Genomic DNA, 18,039 nt, shown 5'->3' with positions numbered 1-18,039 from the left:
CATGATTGTCGTGGAAAAACTGACAAAGCAGTTCAAGGGTCAAGTCGTGCTCAACGGCATCGATCTGGAAGTGAAGGAAGGCGAGGTCGTGGCGATCATCGGGCCGAGCGGCTCGGGTAAAACCACGTTCCTGCGTTGCCTGAACTTCCTGGAAGAACCCACCAGTGGCCGGATCAAGGTCGGTGACATCGAAATCGATGGCAGCCGTCCACTGAACCAGCAGCAGAACCTGGTGCGGCGCCTGCGTCAGCACGTCGGCTTCGTGTTCCAGAACTTCAACCTGTTCCCCCATCGCACCGCCCTGGAAAACGTCATCGAAGGCCCGATCATCGTGAAGAAGATCCCGCACGCCGACGCCGTTGCCCTGGGTAAAAAGCTGTTGGCCAGGGTTGGCCTGGCGGGCAAGGAAGATGCTTACCCGCGACGCCTTTCCGGTGGGCAGCAACAGCGGGTGGCGATTGCCCGCGCGCTGGCGATGGAGCCGGAAGTGATCCTGTTCGATGAACCCACCTCAGCGCTCGATCCGGAGCTGGTGGGTGAAGTGCTGGCGACTATCCGCAGCCTGGCCGAGGAGAAACGCACCATGGTCATCGTCACTCACGAAATGGGTTTTGCCCGTGACGTGGCCAACCGCGTGGTGTTTTTCGACAAGGGTGTGATCGTCGAACAAGGCGAAGCCAAGGCGTTGTTTGCCAATCCTAAAGAAGAACGTACGAAGCAGTTCCTCAGCAAGTTTCTGAATAACGCCCACAACTAATCCACAGCAATAAAATCTAACTTCCACGGACGGAAGTTACATCTCGCCGCCATATCCCCCCTCAAGCACACTCATATAATTTAGCCCTCTTTGAATATTCGCATGCGGTACATATATATGTCCCGCCACGGAACAACCTCGCCTAAAGTCCACGAAATGTTCACGTGCGAGTAGTCTGCAGCCTTGAGCATTCAAAACCCGCTGATTCCGTGGCCATGTTCGACAAACCCATGGAGCTTCCTAACCCGCATGTGTAGGAGTTTTCTGAATAACATCAGATTCACTGCCCAACTAACTCATTCTATTGACAGTTATTCATGCGCACTCTTATCTAGTCGCCAGCCGATCTAATCATTCATGACCAATCATTGTTTTCATATGAAAGTAATGAGCCGTTTGTTACTCGGCAATTCAGCTCTTTCAGAAACGGACTTCGCTGCAAGACTTCAAGGAGAAACCCATGAAAAACACTTCGAACAAACCCGAACTTGCGGCGCCGACCGTGGCGCAATCACACAAGAGCGGCATCAACATCACCTCGGCAGCTCATCTGCTGATCGACGTCGCCCCTTACCCCGGCATGGATGAAGGCGACTTGATCGAGCTGTTCTGGGACAACTGCTACGTGGCTTCCAGGGTGCTGAATACCGAAGACGTCGGAAAAGCGATCAGTCTGCGAGTGCCGGAAAGCTTCATCGCCAACGGCTCCTCGCGCCTTCACTATCGGCTCATGCAGGTCGGCCATGGGCCTGCGCTGTCACCGGCAACCCGTGTACAGGTCAAGCTCGACTGCCCGGGTGGCCAGCCATCGGCACTGTGTGGTGACGAAAACCAGCACCTCGCGCCAGTGAGCATTCCCGAAACCATTCGCCGTCAGGGCGTCAACCCGCACCAGATCAAGCGTGGCGTTCCCTTGACCATCGAGCCGTACCTGAACATGGCCGCCGACGATGAAATCACCCTGCGCTGGGGCGATGTGCGCATGGACCTGCCACGGCTCAAGGTAAGCGACGTGGGCGAGCCGATTCAGGTCTGGGTGCCGCCAGCCATCATTCTCGAAGCGGGCGAAGATCTTCGACTGGAAGTGACTTACTGCATCCTCGACCGGGTGGGTAACAATTCCCGCTGGGCACCGGCGCGTACGCTGAAAATCGGGTGTGTGAATCCCTATTCAACGGTCCGGCGAAAAGAAACGCTCATGGCCGCAGAACCCCGAAAACACTGAACGTTGTGCGTTCACTGTAGAAGCGAACGGTGCGGCGATCCGACTTGCTCGCGTAGGCGTCAGTTCTGACACACCGCGTTATCGTTCTTCGCGAGCAAGCTTCGCTCCTACGGTAAGTACACAGGCTGTATCTGTTGCTACAAAAACAAAGTGTTGCCCTGCGTACAGTTGCTCACGACACACTTCTATCCATATTCCTAAAAGTTAGTTTATTAATTTTTTATACACGCTTAGGGTATATGCACCGGACCACCGGACATTCTTGTTTTTACTTCGCCGCAACTCTCGCGGCGTTCCATGAGATGTGAGGTAGGTATGGTCCGGAACACAATCACCCCAGTGCACATCGCCAGGGCATTGCGTGCAGCCAAGGAGCGGCACTGATGTCCAGTCTGGCAGAAGCAACCATTCAGAGTGATCTGGATGTCGCCCCGTTGTTGTTGCCCGCGCAGGTCTTGCGCAACGACGCTCAAGCCATCAAGGCCGCCCACGAGCTGGCGCATGTCGCCCGCCTGCAAGCGGCCAGACGCGACCAGCAGCGCAAGTTGCCCTGGTCGGAAATCGAACAGTTCACCCGTAGCGGCCTGGGCAGCATTGCCATCCCGCGCGAATACGGCGGTCCACAGGTTTCGTTCGTCACACTGGCCGAGGTGTTCGCGATCATTTCCGCAGCTGACCCGGCGCTGGGACAAATCCCGCAGAACCAGTTCGGCATTCTCAACCTGGTGCTCGGCAGCGCCACCGAAGCGCAGAAAAAGCAGCTGTTCAAAAGCGTGCTGGAAGGCTGGCGCATCGGTAACGCGGGCCCAGAACGCGGCACCAAAAACACCCTGGAACTCAAGGCACGGATCACCGCCGACGGCGACGGCTTTGTCATTAGCGGACAGAAGTTCTATTCCACCGGCGCCCTGTTCGCCCACTGGGTCGCGGTCAAGGCGCTGAATGACGACGGCAAGCAAGTGCTGGCCTTCGTCCGTCGTGGCACGCCGGGTTTGCGCATCGTCGATGACTGGTCCGGTTTCGGCCAGCGCACCACCGCCAGCGGCACCATTTTGCTCAACAACGTGCGGGTCGACGCCGAGCTGGTGGTGGATAACTGGAAGATCAACGACACGCCGAATATCCAGGGCGCCGTTTCGCAACTGATTCAAGCGGCCATCGACGCCGGCATCGCTCGCGGCGCCATCGATGATGCCATCGAATTCGTGAAAACCCGCGCACGGCCGTGGATCGACGCCAACGTCGAACGCGCCAGCGATGACCTGTACGTGATTGCTGATATCGGCAAGCTGAAAATCGAGCTGCACGCCGCCGAAGCGCTGCTGCGCAAGGCCGGGCAAGTGCTCGATCAGGTCAACGCCGCGCCGCTCACCGCCGAGTCCGCCGCCCGCGCTTCGATTGCCGTGGCCGAAGCCAAGGTGCTGACCACCGAGGTCTCGCTGCTGGCCAGCGAAAAGCTCTTCGAACTGGCCGGCAGCCGCGCCACCCTCGCCGAATTCAACCTCGACCGCCACTGGCGCAACGCCCGCGTGCACACCCTGCACGACCCGGTGCGCTGGAAATATCACGCCGTCGGCGCTTATCACCTCAACGGCACGCTGCCGGCTCGCCACTCCTGGATTTAACGACCAGACCTCTGGAGAAGCACATGACTCTTTCTCACCACGTCGCGGTCATCACCAGCGATGAGCAAGCCTTGATTGTCGCCACTGATCTGGCTGAAGACTTCAAGCGCGACAGCGCCGTGCGCGACCGCGAACGCCGTTTGCCGCACCCCGAACTGGAAGTGTTTTCGCGCTCGGGCCTGTGGGGTATCAGCGTGCCGAAGGCGTATGGCGGTGCCGGCGTTTCCAACGTCACGCTGGCCAAGGTGATTGCCTTGATCGCCCAGGCTGACGGCTCCCTCGGACAAATTCCGCAGAACCATTTTTATGCCCTCGAAGTGCTGCGCGTGAATGGCAGTGAAGAGCAGAAAAAACGCCTCTACGCCGAAGTGCTGGCCGGCCAGCGCTTCGGCAATGCCCTCGCCGAACTCGGTACAAAAACCGCTCACGACCGTGTTACCAGCCTGAGCCGCGACGGTGACGGCTATCGCATCAACGGCCGCAAGTTCTACGCCACGGGTGCGATCTACGCGCAACGCATCCCGACGTCGGTGGTGGATGAAAACGGCGTGCAGCAACTCGCATTCGTCCCGCGCGACAGCAAAGGCCTGACCGTCATCGATGACTGGAGCGGCTTCGGCCAGCGCACCACCGGTAGCGGTTCGGTGGTCTTCGAAGACGTCTACGTCGCCGCCGAAGACGTGATCCCGTTTCAAAGCGCCTTCGAACGTCCGACGACCGTCGGCCCGTTGGCGCAGATTCTTCATGCCGCCATCGACACCGGCATCGCCCGCGCCGCCTATGAAGATGCGCTGCATTTTGTGCGGACCAAAACCCGGCCATGGATCGACGCCACGCACGAAAAAGCCATCGACGACCCGCTGACCATCAAGAGTTTTGGCCACCTGAGTATCCGCCTGCACGCCGCCGAAGCCTTGCTGGAACGCTCCGGCGAATTCCTCGACAAGGCCCAGGCCGAGACCAACGCCGAGACCGTCGCCGCGGCGTCGATTGCCGTTGCTGAAGCCCGCGCCATCAGCACCGAAATCTCCCTCGCCGCCGGCAGCACGCTGTTTGAACTGGCCGGCAGCCAGGCAACCCTGATCGAACACGGACTGGATCGCCACTGGCGCAACGCTCGGGTGCACACGCTGCACGACCCGGTACGCTGGAAGTATCACGCCGTGGGCAACTATTACCTCAACGATGAAAACCCGCCGTTGCGGGGGACCATCTGATGGCCGACGCCAAGAAGAAGATCCTGCTCAACGCGTTCAACATGAACTGCATCGGGCACATCAACCATGGCTTGTGGACGCATCCACGGGACACCTCCACCCAATACAAAACCATCGAATACTGGACCGAGCTCGCACAATTGCTGGAGCGCGGGTTGTTCGACGGTTTGTTCATCGCCGACATCGTCGGCGTGTACGACGTCTACCAGAACTCGGTGGACGTGCCGCTGAAAGAGTCGATCCAGTTGCCGGTGAACGATCCGTTGCTGCTGGTCTCGGCGATGGCCGCCGTCACCAAAAACCTCGGTTTCGGGCTGACCGCCAACCTGACTTACGAACCGCCCTATCTGTTCGCCCGACGCATGTCGTCACTCGATCATTTGAGCCGTGGTCGGGTCGGCTGGAACATCGTCACCGGTTACCTCGACAGCGCCGCCAAGGCCATGGGCTTGAGCGAACAGGTGGAACACGACCGGCGTTACGACCAGGCCGACGAATACCTCGAAGTGCTCTACAAACTCTGGGAAGGCAGTTGGGAAAACGGCGCAGTGCTCAACGATCCGCAGCAACGGATCTACGCGCAGCCGGACAAAGTGCACAAGGTCGAGCACAAGGGCGAGTTCTATCAGGTCGAGGGTTATCACCTCTGCGAACCGTCGCCGCAGCGTACGCCGGTGCTGTTCCAGGCCGGCAGTTCGGACCGCGGCTTGCTGTTCGCCGGGCGCCACGCCGAGTGCGTGTTCATCAGCGGCCAGAACAAACCGTCGACCAAGGTTCAGGTCGACAAGGTCCGCGCCAGCGCCGTCGAGGCCGGGCGCAACCCGGAGGACATCAAAGTGTTCATGGGGTTGAACGTGATTGTCGGCGCCACAGAAGAACTGGCCTGGGCCAAGCATGCCGAGTACCTGAGCTACGCCAGTGCCGAGGCCGGCGTGGCGCATTTCTCGGCGTCGACCGGCATCGATTTCTCCGAGTACGCCATCGACGAACCGATCCAGTACGTGAAGAGCAACGCGATTCAGTCGGCCACCAAGAACCTGCAAAACAACGACTGGACTCGCCGCAAATTGCTCGAACAACACGCCCTCGGCGGCCGCTACATCACCGTGGTGGGATCACCGGAGCAAGTGGCCGATGAGCTGGAATCGTGGATCGCCGAGACCGGGCTGGATGGCTTCAACCTGACGCGAATTGTCACGCCGGAAAGCTATGTGGATTTCATAGAACTGGTGATTCCGGAGTTGCAACGACGTGGGTCGTACAAGACGGCTTATGACAGCGGCAGCTTGCGGGAAAAGCTGTTTCACGGTGAGGCGCATCTGGCTGAGCAACATACCGGTTCGGCTTACCGACGCTAAAAGCTTCGCGGGCAAGCCCGCTCCCAAAGTGTTCTCGGGTGTTCACACAATCCCTGTGGGAGCGGGCTTGCCCGCGATGGGGCCCGAACAGACACCCAAAATTTAATGCCCTGACTGGAAAACTCATGATGAAAAAGACCTACCTCTCTCACCCAGTCAAAGCACTGGCCCTGGCCATCGGCCTCTTCAGCTCCATCACCTTCGCCGCCGACGCGCCGCTGAAAGTCGGCACCACCGCCGCGTTCGCCATTCCCCTGGAAGCCGCCGTCGAAGAAGCCAACAAACAAGGTCTGAAAGTCGAGCTCGTGGAGTTCACCGACTGGATCGCCCCCAACGTCAGCCTCGCCGCCGGCGACATCGACGTGAACTACTTCCAGCACGTGCCGTTCCTGGAAAACGCCAAGGCCGCCTCCGGTTTTGACCTGGTGCCGTTCGCGCCGGGGATCATCAACAACGTCGGCCTCTACTCGAAAAAATACAAAAGCTTCGACGAGCTGCCGGAAGGCGCCAGCGTCGCCATCGCCAACGACCCGATCAACAGCGGGCGCGGCCTGCAACTACTGGCCAAGGCTGGCCTGATCACGCTCAAACCGGGTGTCGGCTACAAGGCCACCGAAGAAGACATCATCGCCAACCCGAAGAAAATCAAGATTCTTCAGGTCGAAGCCGTGCAACTGGTACGCGCCTACGATGATGCCGATCTGGTCCAGGGCTACCCGGCCTACATTCGCTTGTCGAAAACCTTCGATGCGGGCTCGGCCCTGCTGTTCGACGGCCTCGATCACAAGGAATACGTGATCCAGTTCGTGATCCAGCCAAAAAGCAAAACCGACCCGCGCCTGATCAAATTCGTCGACATCTACCAGCATTCGCCCGCCGTTCGCGCCGCCCTGGACAAGGCTCACGGCAAGCTCTATCAAGCCGGTTGGGAAAGCTGAACATGACGGCCGCTATCCAACGGCGACTGGAAATTCCAGAGCCTCAGAAAGCCGAACAGACCGAACTGCACCCGGACCTGAACCGTGCTCACGTGCGCTTCATCGGCCTGGGCAAAACCTACAACGGTCAGCAAGGTCCGGTGGCCGCGCTGCACGGCATCGACCTGGCGATCCAGCGCGGTGAAGTGTTCGGCATCATCGGCCGCAGCGGCGCCGGCAAGTCGTCGCTGATCCGCACCATCAACCGCCTCGAACAACCGAGCACGGGCCGCGTGCTGATCGATCAAATGGACATCGGCGAGTTCGACGAAGACCGTTTGGTCACGCTGCGTCGTCGGATCGGCATGATCTTCCAGCACTTCAACCTGATGTCGGCCAAGACGGTTTGGCAGAACGTCGAGTTGCCGCTGAAAGTCGCCGGTGTGCCCAAGGAGAAACGCGAGCAAAAGGTGCGTGAACTGCTTGAACTGGTCGGCCTGCAAGAGAAACACAAGGCGTACCCGGCGCAGTTGTCCGGTGGGCAGAAACAGCGCGTCGGCATTGCTCGCGCGCTGGTGCATGACCCGGCGATTCTGCTGTGCGACGAAGCCACGTCCGCACTTGACCCGGAGACCACGCAATCGATCCTCGGCCTGCTGCGCGAGATCAATCAGCGCCTGGGTTTGACCATCGTGCTGATCACTCACGAGATGGCCGTGATCCGCGATATCTGCGACCGCGTCGTGGTGCTGGAGCACGGCCGCATCGTCGAGCAAGGCCCGGTCTGGGAAGTCTTCGGCAACCCGCAGCATGAAGTCAGCAAAACCTTGCTCGCACCGTTGCAACACGCGTTGCCGGAAGAACTGCAAAGTCGTTTGCGCCCACAGCCTCAGTCTTCGGATGACGCGGTGGTGCTGCGCCTGCAATTCACCGGCAGCGCAAGCGACGAACCGGATCTGGCCGCGCTGTTCAACGCCCTCGGTGGTCGTGTGCGCTTGCTGCAAGGCGGCGTGGAACGGATTCAGGGCCATGCGCTAGGGCAATTGCTGCTGGCGGTGGCCGGCTCGTCGGTCGGCGCCGAAGAACTGCGCCAGCGCGCCGCTCAGTGGGCACAACAGGTGGAGGTGCTGGGTTATGTGGTTTGATCGCTTGCTGCAGGGTTTTATCGACACGTTCTTGATGGTGGGCGTGTCGTCGTTGATCGCGCTCCTGGCGGGGATTCCTCTGGCGGTGATCCTGGTCACCAGCTCCAAGGGCGGGATCTACGAAGCACCGGCGCTGAACCGCGCATTGGGCGCGTTCGTGAACCTGTTCCGCTCGATTCCATTCTTGATATTGATGGTGGCGTTGATTCCTTTCACACGGTTGATCGTGGGCACCACTTACGGCGTCTGGGCCGCCGTGGTGCCGCTGACCATTGCCGCCACGCCGTTCTTTGCGCGTATCGCGGAAGTAAGCTTGCGTGAAGTGGATTTCGGCTTGATCGAGGCAGCACAGGCGATGGGATGCCGGCGTTGGCATATCGTTTGGCATGTGTTGCTGCCTGAGGCGCTGCCGGGGATTGTCGGTGGTTTCACGATTACCCTGGTGACGATGATCAACTCGTCGGCCATGGCCGGGGCGATTGGTGCCGGCGGGCTGGGGGACATTGCTTATCGGTACGGGTATCAGCGCTTTGATAGCCAGATCATGCTGACGGTGATTGTGTTGCTGGTGGTGTTGGTGGCGGTGATTCAGTTGGGTGGGGATCGGTTGGCTCGGGGATTGAACAAGCGGTGAGCAGGGGGCGGGCAGGAAGCCCGCGCGCCCATTGCTGCAACGAATCTAGTGAGGATTCCGCACGCCCTCGACTTTGTAGTTAAGCCCTCCCTGATGTCTGAGCATCAATCTGTACGCTCCACGTCCCCTACTTCCGGGCACTCCATTCAAGTCTGCAGACCACAACCCATCACTATGGGGGTGCCAATTGACCGCGGATGTACGGCCGGTGCGCAAATGGCCGATCGTCGACTCGAGGCTTTTACTGAGAGGATCAGTTTCGTCATTCAGGATCGTATCTACCACTTGTGTATCAATGTTCCATCGCAGATCGGGTGCGGGCTCCGCATTTAGACGTTGGACCAAGCCTGAACCAGGCTGTGGAGTGCCGCGCCCCTTTCGTCGACCGGAAACAGACACCGAACTGCCTGGCTCAAATTGGCTCGCGTCGGTAGGGGCCGACGTGGTTGGCAAATTTTCTCTCGACGAATCTCGAAGTAACAGCGCGCTGTAGCCAAGTCGCTTTAATCCACGTTCGGGATTTTTATCCGAACTCAGGACCTGCCAAGCCTGATCAGACGTTGCTCCTGGACCTACGTATCCATAAGTTTGCCCTGCTTGAGTAGTGAAAAGCCTGACCGCTATGCCCTCTAAAGCATTGCGCCGCTCGTATGCGAAATCCGCAAACCTGCCGGTTTCGCCCTCAGTCAACTTTGCGTTCTCTGCGAGCCCGCGTGCGAGTCTTCTGATATCTTCGCCGAACTTTCTCTCCACCTCCTCTATTTTTCTAGCGCTGACCCCCGGTCTTGATTGCTGATGCTCGTGCCAACGCATGATTGCGAACAACGCACCACCCACCAAGGCTCCAACTGACAACCCCGTTTGAGCACTCCCGCCTATCCCACCTAATCCGGCCCCGATCAGGGCGAGCAAGCTCATAATGATGACGCCTCCCAACATTCGGGTGCCCTGAGCCTGCTCTCCCTCCAGCCCGGATCTATCAATGAAGTTAATCGGGTTATTGTTCACCATTGCATAAAGATTATGTCCATCCATATGGCCTGCGGGGTCCGAACACATCCAGCGCTGCGACCATGGTGCGTAATACCGATAACCATAGTAGTAAAGCCCCGTAGCATCGCGCTCTTTGCCCGAATAGCGAATGGTCTTGTACTTCGCCACCAACTCACTTTTACTTGCCCAGCACGCCGTTCCACCGAAGGGGTAATAGTATTCCTGAGTCAGCACGCCCGCCTTGTGGTCCAGTTCCAATGTGCTGGAGCCGAGGTGGTCACAGAGGCTGTAACGAAGTTGATTGGCATGGGTGCCTTCGGGCCAGTGCAAGGCCCGAACACTGCAACGTCCTGCTTCGGCGCTGATGACGTGGTGCACCTCGCCATTGGCCTGTCGGTGGATTTCCAGGCTGGGAAGGTAACGGACTTCTGTTCGCAGAGTTAGGCGACCGGTCTGGTTGAAATGCACCTTACGCAGCCGATGGCCAGGGCGGTCGTAGGTATAGCCTTCGTAATCGTCGAGTTCATCTTTGCGTTTGACCAGGGTTACCCGGCTCAACTGGTTGCGGATGTCCCAGGTCATGGCCTGGCCCCGCTGCAATTCCAGTTGATTGCCGCAGGCATCGAAGCCTGAATTGATTTCCGGCTCGCCGGGCAATGAACCATCGTCCCGCTGCGCCAGGCTTCGGTTACTGCTGGCGGAGGTGAACATCGAAAAACCCGGCGCACCGCTGTGGTGCCGGGTGATCAGATTACCCGCCGCGTCGTACTCGAAACGCTGGGTGTAATTGCGCCGCTGATTGGGGTCCAGCGGTGTGGGCAGCAAGTCCGGTAACGCCGGTCCGTGGCTGGGGTTGGCGACTTCCCAACCCTTGGCTTCGACCAGTTGAGACAGGCTGTCATAGCGGTAACGGTTGATCGGTTCGATATGCTGATTGCTGAACCAGGTAACGGCTTGGGCCTTGTCCTCCAGCTCGACGATATTGCCTGCCGGGTCATGGACGTAGTTCAAGTCCTGCAACGGTTTTTGATTCTCGACCGCCGCCACCAGCCTGACCAGCCGACCGTCTTCGGTGCCGTATTCAGCTTGCGTTTTCACACCGTTGCCAGCGATTTCGCTTTCGATTTGGTCATGCGCGTTGTAGCGGGTGTCGCTGACCAGGCATTGCGGTTGTCTTCCCTCACCCGCCAGCAGCAACCAAGCCTCACTCAGCTTACCCGCCACGTCGTAGGCAAAGGTTCGGACATTGCCCATGGCATCGGTCTGGCGCTCGATCTCGCCCGTGGGAGAGAAGACGTGCCGAGTGACGAACGACTGCTCCTCAAGCAACGCGTCCAGGGCCTCGAATTCACTTGGCCAGTCGGGTGTTTCAAGGTCGATCAGGAAGCATTGGTTTTCACTCAGTTCCGCACCAGCCAAACCGTAGTCGATGACGAATCGGGTACTGGCCGGATTGTCATGGCGGATCAGCTTCGCGCATTGGTTATGCGCAGCGAATGCCGGGGCAGAGCCGCCATAGGTCATTCGCTCGACTACGCGCGGCAGGGCTTCGACGGCCTGTTCGGTGACGGCGATCGGACGTTGCTGATCGTCGTAGTCGAGGTGACGCTGACTGCCTCGGCCATCCCATGATGAATGCAGCGAACCGGTGTGATTCAACAGGTTTAACTGCCAGCCGGCATCAACGCTGGCCGTCAGCAACGACTGGCTACTCAAGCCGTAGACGGTGCCCAGATTCGGTTTCGGCGCCGCGCCCCAAAGCCGCGGATCCCATGACGCAACCAGCCGCCCGGCCTCATCGAAGATTTCCCGGGTGATGCGCGGTTCAATAACGATCTCGTCCGGATGGCGACAATACTCCACGCTGCGGATCGCCAAGGCTCGCGGGTCCATGACCGACAGTTTCGGTGTGTGTTGGTGAGCGTTCACGGTATCGACGGTCCTTCGCTCGGGGTCGAGAAAAGACTGAGCCTTTTTTGGATGGGCCGATACTGTAAGAAGTAACAGGTCGGCGGCTGTTAGATCGCCTTCGCGAGCAAGCCCCACATTTGACCGCGCCCGTCTGAACTACGCGTTCGAATGTGGGAGCGGGCTTGCTCGCGAAGGCGATCCGACGATGGGCTACGCAGCAGCCCCGGATCTGATGGCGTATATTCGGCACATCCCAATTGCCTGCGCAGCCAACCATGAAACAGACTCCCGCCGACCTCGAGCAGATCACCTCCACCACCCTGGGCCATTACAACTCAGTGGCCGAAGGTTTTCGCGAGGGCACGCGCGATCACGATGTCAGCCAGAACATCGATGCGCTGCTGCGGCATATCCAGGGCGAGACGCCGTTCGACATTCTCGATTTTGGCTGTGGGCCGGGTCGTGATTTGCAAACCTTCACGCGCATGGGTCACACCGCGGTCGGCCTCGACGGCTCGGAGAAGTTTGCGCAAATGGCGCGCGAGGACAGTGGTTGCGAGGTCTGGCAGCAGGATTTTCTGAAGCTTGATTTGCCGGCTGAACGCTTCGACGGGATTTTTGCCAACGCCGTGCTGTTCCACATTCCGCGTCAGGAATTGCCTCGGGTGTTGAAGCAATTGCACGGGGCTTTGAAGCCGGGCGGTGTGTTGTTCAGTTCCAATCCGCGTGGTGAGAATCAGGAAGGCTGGAATGGGCCGCGGTATGGGGCGTATCACGATCTTCAGGCGTGGCAGGAATTGCTGACCGAGGCGGGGTTTGTGGAACTTGAGCATTACTACCGCCCGGCGGGGCTGCCGCGGGAGCAGCAGCCTTGGTTGGCGAGTGTCTGGCGTAAATCTGTGTAGTCAGTTCGGATGCCATCGCGGGCAAGCCCGCTCCCACAGGTTTTGCGACGATCACAACATCCGGGATCGACACAAAACCTGTGGGAGCGTGGCTTGCCCGCGATGAGCGCGCAGCGCTCGCCTTACCGCACCTCGTTCTTCGGCTCGCGAATCTTGTACCAGGCCACATACAGCGCCGGCAAAAACAGCAGCGTCAGCAACGTCGCGATGATGATCCCGCCGATCATCGCGTACGCCATCGGCCCCCAGAACACTTCCCGCGCAATAGGGATCATCCCCAGGCTCGCCGCCGCAGCCGTCAGCAAAATGGGCCGGCGACGGTGTTCCGTGGCTTGCGCCACCGCATCCCACGGTGACAGCCCCTCTTTCTCCAAAGCATCGATCTGCGTCACCAGAATCACCGAATTGCGGATGATGATGCCGATCAGCGCCAGAATCCCGAGGATCGCCACGAAGCCCATCGGCGTACCCGTGGGGATCAGCGCCAGCACCACGCCGATCAGGCCGAGCGGCGCGACGCTGGCGACCAGGAACAGCTTCTGCACGCTGTGCAACTGGATCATCAGGAAGGTCGCCATCAGGAACAGCATCAACGGCACGACCTTGGCAATCGGCCCTTGGGCCTTGCCGCTTTCCTCGACGGTGCCGCCCGTAGCGACCTTGTAGCCCACCGGCAGCGACGCGGCGAATTTGTCGATATCGGGTTTGAGTTGTTTCACCAGATCCGTCGGTTGAATCTCGTCGCGCACCGCAGCCTTGATGGTGATGGTCGGCTTGCGGTCACGGCGCCACACCAGCGGCTGCTCCAGTTCATAGCGCACAGTCGCGAAGGCCAGCAGCGGAATCGAGGTGCCGCTCGGCGTGACGATTTGCAGGTTCTGCAGGGTTTCCGGCGTACCGCGCTCCGCGTCCACTGCGCGGCCGACGACGTTGATCAGGTAGATATCGTCATCGACCTGGGTCACCGGCGCACCGACCACGATGCTGTTCATCAGGTTGGCCACGTCTTCTGACGACAACCCCAGTTGCCGCACCTTGTCCTGCGCAATGTCGATGCGCAGGACTTTGCCCGGCTCGTTCCAGTCGTAAATGATCTCGCCGATGTGCGAGTTCTTGTCCAGCTCGGTGGCCAGGGCGATGGCGTGTTTGCGCACCTGGTCGATGTCCTTGCCGCTGACCCGGTACTGAATCGGCCGACCGACTGGCGGACCCATTTCCAGCGCCTGGACGTAACTGCCGATACCGACGAAATCCTTGCGCAGGCGCTCGCGCAAACGCTGACTCAGCGCCTCTCGCGATTCCAGACCCTTGCTGACGATGACCAATTGCGCGTAGTACGGATTCTGCAATTGCTGGTCGAGGGGCAGGTAGAAACGGATCGCGCCCTCGCCGATGTAGGTGCTCCAGCGCTCGATGTCCGGGTCATCCTTGAGCGTGGCTTCGAGCTTGTCCACGGCCTTGCGGGTTTCAGCGATCGAAGCGTTTTGCGGCAGGTTCAGGTCGACAAGGATTTCCGGACGGTCGGAGGACGGAAAGAACTGGTTCTGCACGAACTGCATGGAAAACACCGACGCCACGAACAACGCAATGGTGATGCCGATGGCCCACCAGCGATTGCGCATCGACCAGAGCATGCCGTAATTGAAGGCACGACCGATGCGCCCAAGCTCGGCGTCATGGGGTTTCACGTTGGCGCTGAGGATGTGCAGGCCGATCACCGGGGCGAACAACACCGCGACAATCCACGACACCAGCATCGCCACCGCAATCACCGCGAACAGCGTGAAGGTGTACTCGCCCGCCGAACTGGCGTTCAGGCCGATGGGCACGAAACCCGCGACGGTGACCAGCGTGCCGGTGAGCATCGGAAACGCGGTCGAGGTGTAGGCGAACGTGGCCGCCTGCTCCTTGGTTTCGCCCATCTCCAGCCGGGTGACCATCATCTCCACCGTGATCATCGCATCGTCCACCAGCAGGCCGAGGGCGATGATCAACGCGCCGAGGGAAATACGCTGCATGGTGATGCCGCTGTATTCCATGAAGACGAAGACCATCGCCAGTACCAGCGGAATCGAGCACGCCACCACCAGTCCGGCGCGCACGCCGAGGCTGACGAAACTGACGATCAGCACGATCACCACCGCTTCAAACAGCGCGCTGGTGAAGCCACCGACGGCCTTTTCCACAACGGCAGCCTGGTCGGAAACGTTGTACACACCGACGCCCACCGGCAGGTCAGCGGTCAGGTCGGTCATTCGCTCATGCAGCGCCTTGCCGAAATCCTGAATGTTGCCGCCCTTCTTCATGGCGATGGCCAGACCAATGCCCGGGTGACCGTTGAAGCGAAACTCCGGCGTCGACGGGTCGACGTAACCCCGACTGATGTCCGCGATGTCGGCCAGGCGATAGAAGCGATCGTTGAGCCGCAGGTTAACGTTTGCCAGGTCTTTCTCGGAAGCGAACTGCCCTGTGGTGCGCACGGAAATCCGCTCCGGCCCGGCCTCGATCACCCCAGCGGGCGTCACGGCGTTTTGCGATTGCAGGCTCTCCACGACCTGGCGCTGATCGATGCCCAGCGCCGCCAGTTTGCGGGTGGAGAAGTTCAGATACAGCACTTCATCCTGCTCACCGACCATCTCGACCTTGCCCAGACCCGGCACTTCACGAATCTCGGCGCGGACCTGCTCGACGTAGTCGCGCAACTGACGCATCGACAAGCCGTCGGCGGTGAAGGCGTACACCGAACCGAACACATCACCGAATTCGTCGTTGAATCCCGGCCCTTGCAGGCCCTTGGGGAAGTCGCCGCGAATGTCGTTGATCTTCTTGCGCACCTGGTACCAGATTTCCGGGATGTCCTTGGCACTGGTGGTGTCGCGCAGGTTGACGAAGACCGTCGATTCACCGGGGCGGGTGTAGCTTTTCACATAGTCGAGGGAGTCGAGTTCCTCGAGTTTTTTCTCGATGCGGTCCGTGACCTGGTCGAGGGTTTCTTCCTGGGTCGCGCCCGGCCAGTTGGACTGGATGACCATGGTTTTGATGGTAAACGACGGGTCTTCTTCGCGACCCAGGTTCATGTACGAAAACACGCCCATCAACAGCGCGACGAACATCAGATACCAGACAAACGACTGATGTTTGATGGCCCATTCGGATAAGTTGAAACTCCCTTTCATTGTGGGCTGTCCTCGTCGATTTTCACTTTCTGCCCCGGTTTCAGGCTGTTCACACCGGCACTGACGACGCGCTCGCCGGACTTCACGCCGCTGGCCAGGACCATCGTCGAGTCAGTGCGGCTGATCAGGCTGATGTCACGGGGGGAAACGGTCTGGGTCTGTGGGTCGATGACCCAGATTCGCGATTTGCCATCGACCTCCTGAAGCGCAGTCAGGGGCAGTTCGATACGGGGTTTGATGGCGGAGCTGAGGGTCACGCTGATCGCCGTGCCCAGGCGAAAACCCGCTGGCGTATCGGTCAGCGTCAGGCGGGCGCGACGGGTGCGGGTGGCGCTTTGGGCCTGGGGTTCGATTTCGCGAACGATGGCGGTGGTGGTGATGCTCGGGTCCAGTTGCACGGCGACCTGAAACACCACGTCCGCCGGCAACTGATCGACCAGCGTGTCGGGCAGGTCGATCACCGCTTCCTTGATGTCCGGCTGCGCCAGGGTCACCACTTGCTGGCCGGCGGTCACCACTTGCCCGGCTTCGGCATTCCACGCGGTGACGATGGCTTTGTGGTCCGTGCGCAGTTCGACGTAACCGAGTTGATCCCTGGCCTGATCGACGGCCGCCTTCGCTTGATCGAGGGAGGCCTGGGTGGTTTTCAGATCGGTCTGGGCGATGTCCAGTTGTGCCTGCGCACCGACCCCGCGATCGAACAGCTCCTGCTGACGCCGGGCGTTGGCCTGGGCGTTGATCAACTGCGCCTGAACCTTCGCCAGGTCGCCCTCGGCCGAGCGCAGCTGGTTCTGCTGATCCGTGGGATCGAGCGTGGCGAGCAAGGCGCCTTTCTCGACTTCGGCGCCAACATCGACGTTGCGACTGGCGATCCGTCCCGGTACGCGGAAACCGACATTGGTTTCGTAACGTGCCTGGATACTGCCGGCGAAACGGCCGAGATTTTCTTCGTCCAGCGCCAGCACTTTGATCGACAACACCGGGCGTACCGGCTCCAGCGGTGGCTCTTCTTTCGAACAGGCCACCAGCATCACACCGGCGAACACCAGCAACATGCGCTTCATGGCTGGGCTCCTTCGGCCAGGTCTTTATAGGTGTTTTCGGCGATTTCCACCTTCACGCCGGGGTGCAACAACTGGCCGCCCGCGATGACGACTTTTTCGCCGCCCTTCAGGCCGTCGCTGATGATGATTTTGCCGGTCAGGTAGCGACCGACCGTGACCGTATGCAACTGCGCCGTTCCTTGGTCGTCCACCAGCCACACGGCCGGATCGCTGAGGTTTTTGGTCAGGGCCGACCACGGCAGCTCAACTGCCGATTTGCCCGGCGTCTTCGCCGTGGCGCTGACCACCGACCCCAGCTGCATGCCCTCCGGCAGACCGTCAAGGGTGACTTTGACCTGCACCGTGCCGGTCTGCGCGGAAACGGCCGGGGTGATTTCCCGAACCGTACCGGTGGTCTTGATGGACGGGTTGCCGAGCAGGCTGACCACGATGGTTTTGTCTTCGGGGGCCTCCGCCAGCAGCGATTCGTAGACGTTGAACACGGCATCACGCTCACCGTCCCGGGCGAGGCTGAAAATCGGCATGGTGGCCTGCACCACTTGGCCGACTTCCGCCTGGCGGGCGGTAATGACGCCCGGCGCATCGGCAATCAGCGCGGTGTAGCTCAGTTGTTCACGGGCGTTGGCCAATTGCGCCTGAGCGGCCGTCAGCGAACTTTGACTGCTGTGCAACGCGGCCTGGGCGGAGTCGTATTCGCTTTGACTGGTGTAGCCCTTGGGCAGGAGTTTTTGCTGGCGCACGAAGGCCGCCGCAGACTGTTTGACCCGTGCCTGTTCGGCGACGACCTGAGCCTGGGCCGAGTCGACGTTGGTCTGCAGGTCTTTCGGATCGAGTTTGGCCAACACCTGTTTGGCCGATACCCGGTCACCGACATCGACCATGCGCTGGATGATCTTGCCGCCGACGCGGAACGACAGCTCGGTCTGGACGCGTGCCTGAACATCGCCGGTAAGGGTCACGGATGCGGCGTAATCAGCCGGTTTGACCACCTGCACGAACACCCTTGGACGGTCCTTCTCGACCTGAGGTTTTTCGCCGCAGGCGCTCAACAGGACAAGGAGGCTCAGGCCAACCACTCTTTTCAATCCGGGAACAGCCATGCAGACTCCTTT

13 protein-coding genes are annotated in these 18,039 nt (G+C 60.0%); 9 read left to right on the top strand and 4 right to left on the bottom strand.

The window, feature by feature from the left end; translation table 11 throughout:
* Window position 1 precedes the first annotated feature (1 nt).
* From tcyN to J2Y86_RS18985, 8 genes are all read left to right on the top strand, one after another.
* Window positions 2-757 carry an L-cystine ABC transporter ATP-binding protein TcyN gene (tcyN, locus tag J2Y86_RS19020; RefSeq protein WP_253434779.1) on the top strand — a complete coding sequence of 252 codons (756 nt, stop codon included), beginning with the start codon at window positions 2-4 and terminating at the stop codon, window positions 755-757.
* Between the two features lie 460 nt (window positions 758-1,217).
* Window positions 1,218-1,982 carry a hypothetical protein gene (locus J2Y86_RS19015; protein WP_253434776.1) on the top strand — a complete coding sequence of 255 codons (765 nt, stop codon included), beginning with the start codon at window positions 1,218-1,220 and terminating at the stop codon, window positions 1,980-1,982.
* Between the two features lie 383 nt (window positions 1,983-2,365).
* Window positions 2,366-3,607, top strand: a complete 1,242-nt coding sequence (locus J2Y86_RS19010) for an SfnB family sulfur acquisition oxidoreductase (RefSeq protein WP_253434772.1) — start codon at window positions 2,366-2,368, stop codon at window positions 3,605-3,607.
* 23 nt (window positions 3,608-3,630) lie between these two features.
* A complete protein-coding gene (locus J2Y86_RS19005) occupies window positions 3,631-4,824 on the top strand; it encodes an SfnB family sulfur acquisition oxidoreductase (RefSeq protein WP_253434769.1) in 1,194 nt (397 codons plus the stop codon).
* On the top strand, window positions 4,824-6,182 hold the full coding sequence (locus J2Y86_RS19000; RefSeq protein WP_253434766.1) for an LLM class flavin-dependent oxidoreductase: 1,359 nt from the start codon (window positions 4,824-4,826) through the stop codon (window positions 6,180-6,182). Before J2Y86_RS19005 ends, J2Y86_RS19000 begins: the two co-directional genes overlap by 1 nt.
* A gap of 128 nt (window positions 6,183-6,310) precedes the next feature.
* A complete protein-coding gene (locus J2Y86_RS18995) occupies window positions 6,311-7,120 on the top strand; it encodes a MetQ/NlpA family ABC transporter substrate-binding protein (RefSeq protein ID WP_253440367.1) in 810 nt (269 codons plus the stop codon).
* A gap of 2 nt (window positions 7,121-7,122) precedes the next feature.
* A complete protein-coding gene (locus J2Y86_RS18990) occupies window positions 7,123-8,244 on the top strand; it encodes a methionine ABC transporter ATP-binding protein (RefSeq protein ID WP_253434763.1) in 1,122 nt (373 codons plus the stop codon).
* Window positions 8,234-8,878 (top strand): methionine ABC transporter permease, encoded by a 645-nt coding sequence (locus J2Y86_RS18985; RefSeq protein WP_017335887.1) that lies wholly within the window; start codon window positions 8,234-8,236, stop codon window positions 8,876-8,878. The genes J2Y86_RS18990 and J2Y86_RS18985 overlap by 11 nt, the downstream gene beginning before the upstream one ends.
* Before the next feature lie 45 nt (window positions 8,879-8,923).
* Here J2Y86_RS18985 and J2Y86_RS18980 read toward each other — a convergent pair whose 3' ends face one another.
* The gene (locus J2Y86_RS18980; RefSeq protein ID WP_253434760.1) at window positions 8,924-11,749 is read right to left on the bottom strand and encodes an RHS repeat domain-containing protein; all 2,826 of its coding nucleotides are present in this window, start codon (window positions 11,747-11,749) and stop codon (window positions 8,924-8,926) included.
* Window positions 11,750-12,057: 308 nt separating this feature from the next.
* On the opposite strand from J2Y86_RS18980, the gene J2Y86_RS18975 reads away from it, so the two are divergent.
* Window positions 12,058-12,687 carry a class I SAM-dependent methyltransferase gene (locus tag J2Y86_RS18975; RefSeq protein ID WP_253434757.1) on the top strand — a complete coding sequence of 210 codons (630 nt, stop codon included), beginning with the start codon at window positions 12,058-12,060 and terminating at the stop codon, window positions 12,685-12,687.
* Between the two features lie 122 nt (window positions 12,688-12,809).
* On the opposite strand, the gene J2Y86_RS18970 is transcribed toward J2Y86_RS18975, so the two are convergent.
* The 3 genes from J2Y86_RS18970 to J2Y86_RS18960 are packed head-to-tail and all read right to left on the bottom strand — an operon-like array spanning window position 12,810 to window position 18,027.
* Entirely contained in the window at window positions 12,810-15,863 is a 3,054-nt protein-coding gene (locus J2Y86_RS18970; RefSeq protein WP_253434754.1) for an efflux RND transporter permease subunit, read from the bottom strand.
* A complete protein-coding gene (locus J2Y86_RS18965) occupies window positions 15,860-16,927 on the bottom strand; it encodes an efflux RND transporter periplasmic adaptor subunit (protein WP_253434751.1) in 1,068 nt (355 codons plus the stop codon). The genes J2Y86_RS18970 and J2Y86_RS18965 overlap by 4 nt, the downstream gene beginning before the upstream one ends.
* The gene (locus J2Y86_RS18960) at window positions 16,924-18,027 is read right to left on the bottom strand and encodes an efflux RND transporter periplasmic adaptor subunit (protein ID WP_253434747.1); all 1,104 of its coding nucleotides are present in this window, start codon (window positions 18,025-18,027) and stop codon (window positions 16,924-16,926) included. The genes J2Y86_RS18965 and J2Y86_RS18960 overlap by 4 nt, the downstream gene beginning before the upstream one ends.
* Window positions 18,028-18,039: the final 12 nt, after the last annotated feature.

Origin of the sequence: Pseudomonas migulae, assembly GCF_024169315.1 — a bacterium.
Classification (GTDB): domain Bacteria; phylum Pseudomonadota; class Gammaproteobacteria; order Pseudomonadales; family Pseudomonadaceae; genus Aquipseudomonas; species Aquipseudomonas migulae_B.
Note: the sequence above shows the minus strand (reverse complement) of the source record. Positions and strands in the feature narration are given on the sequence as shown.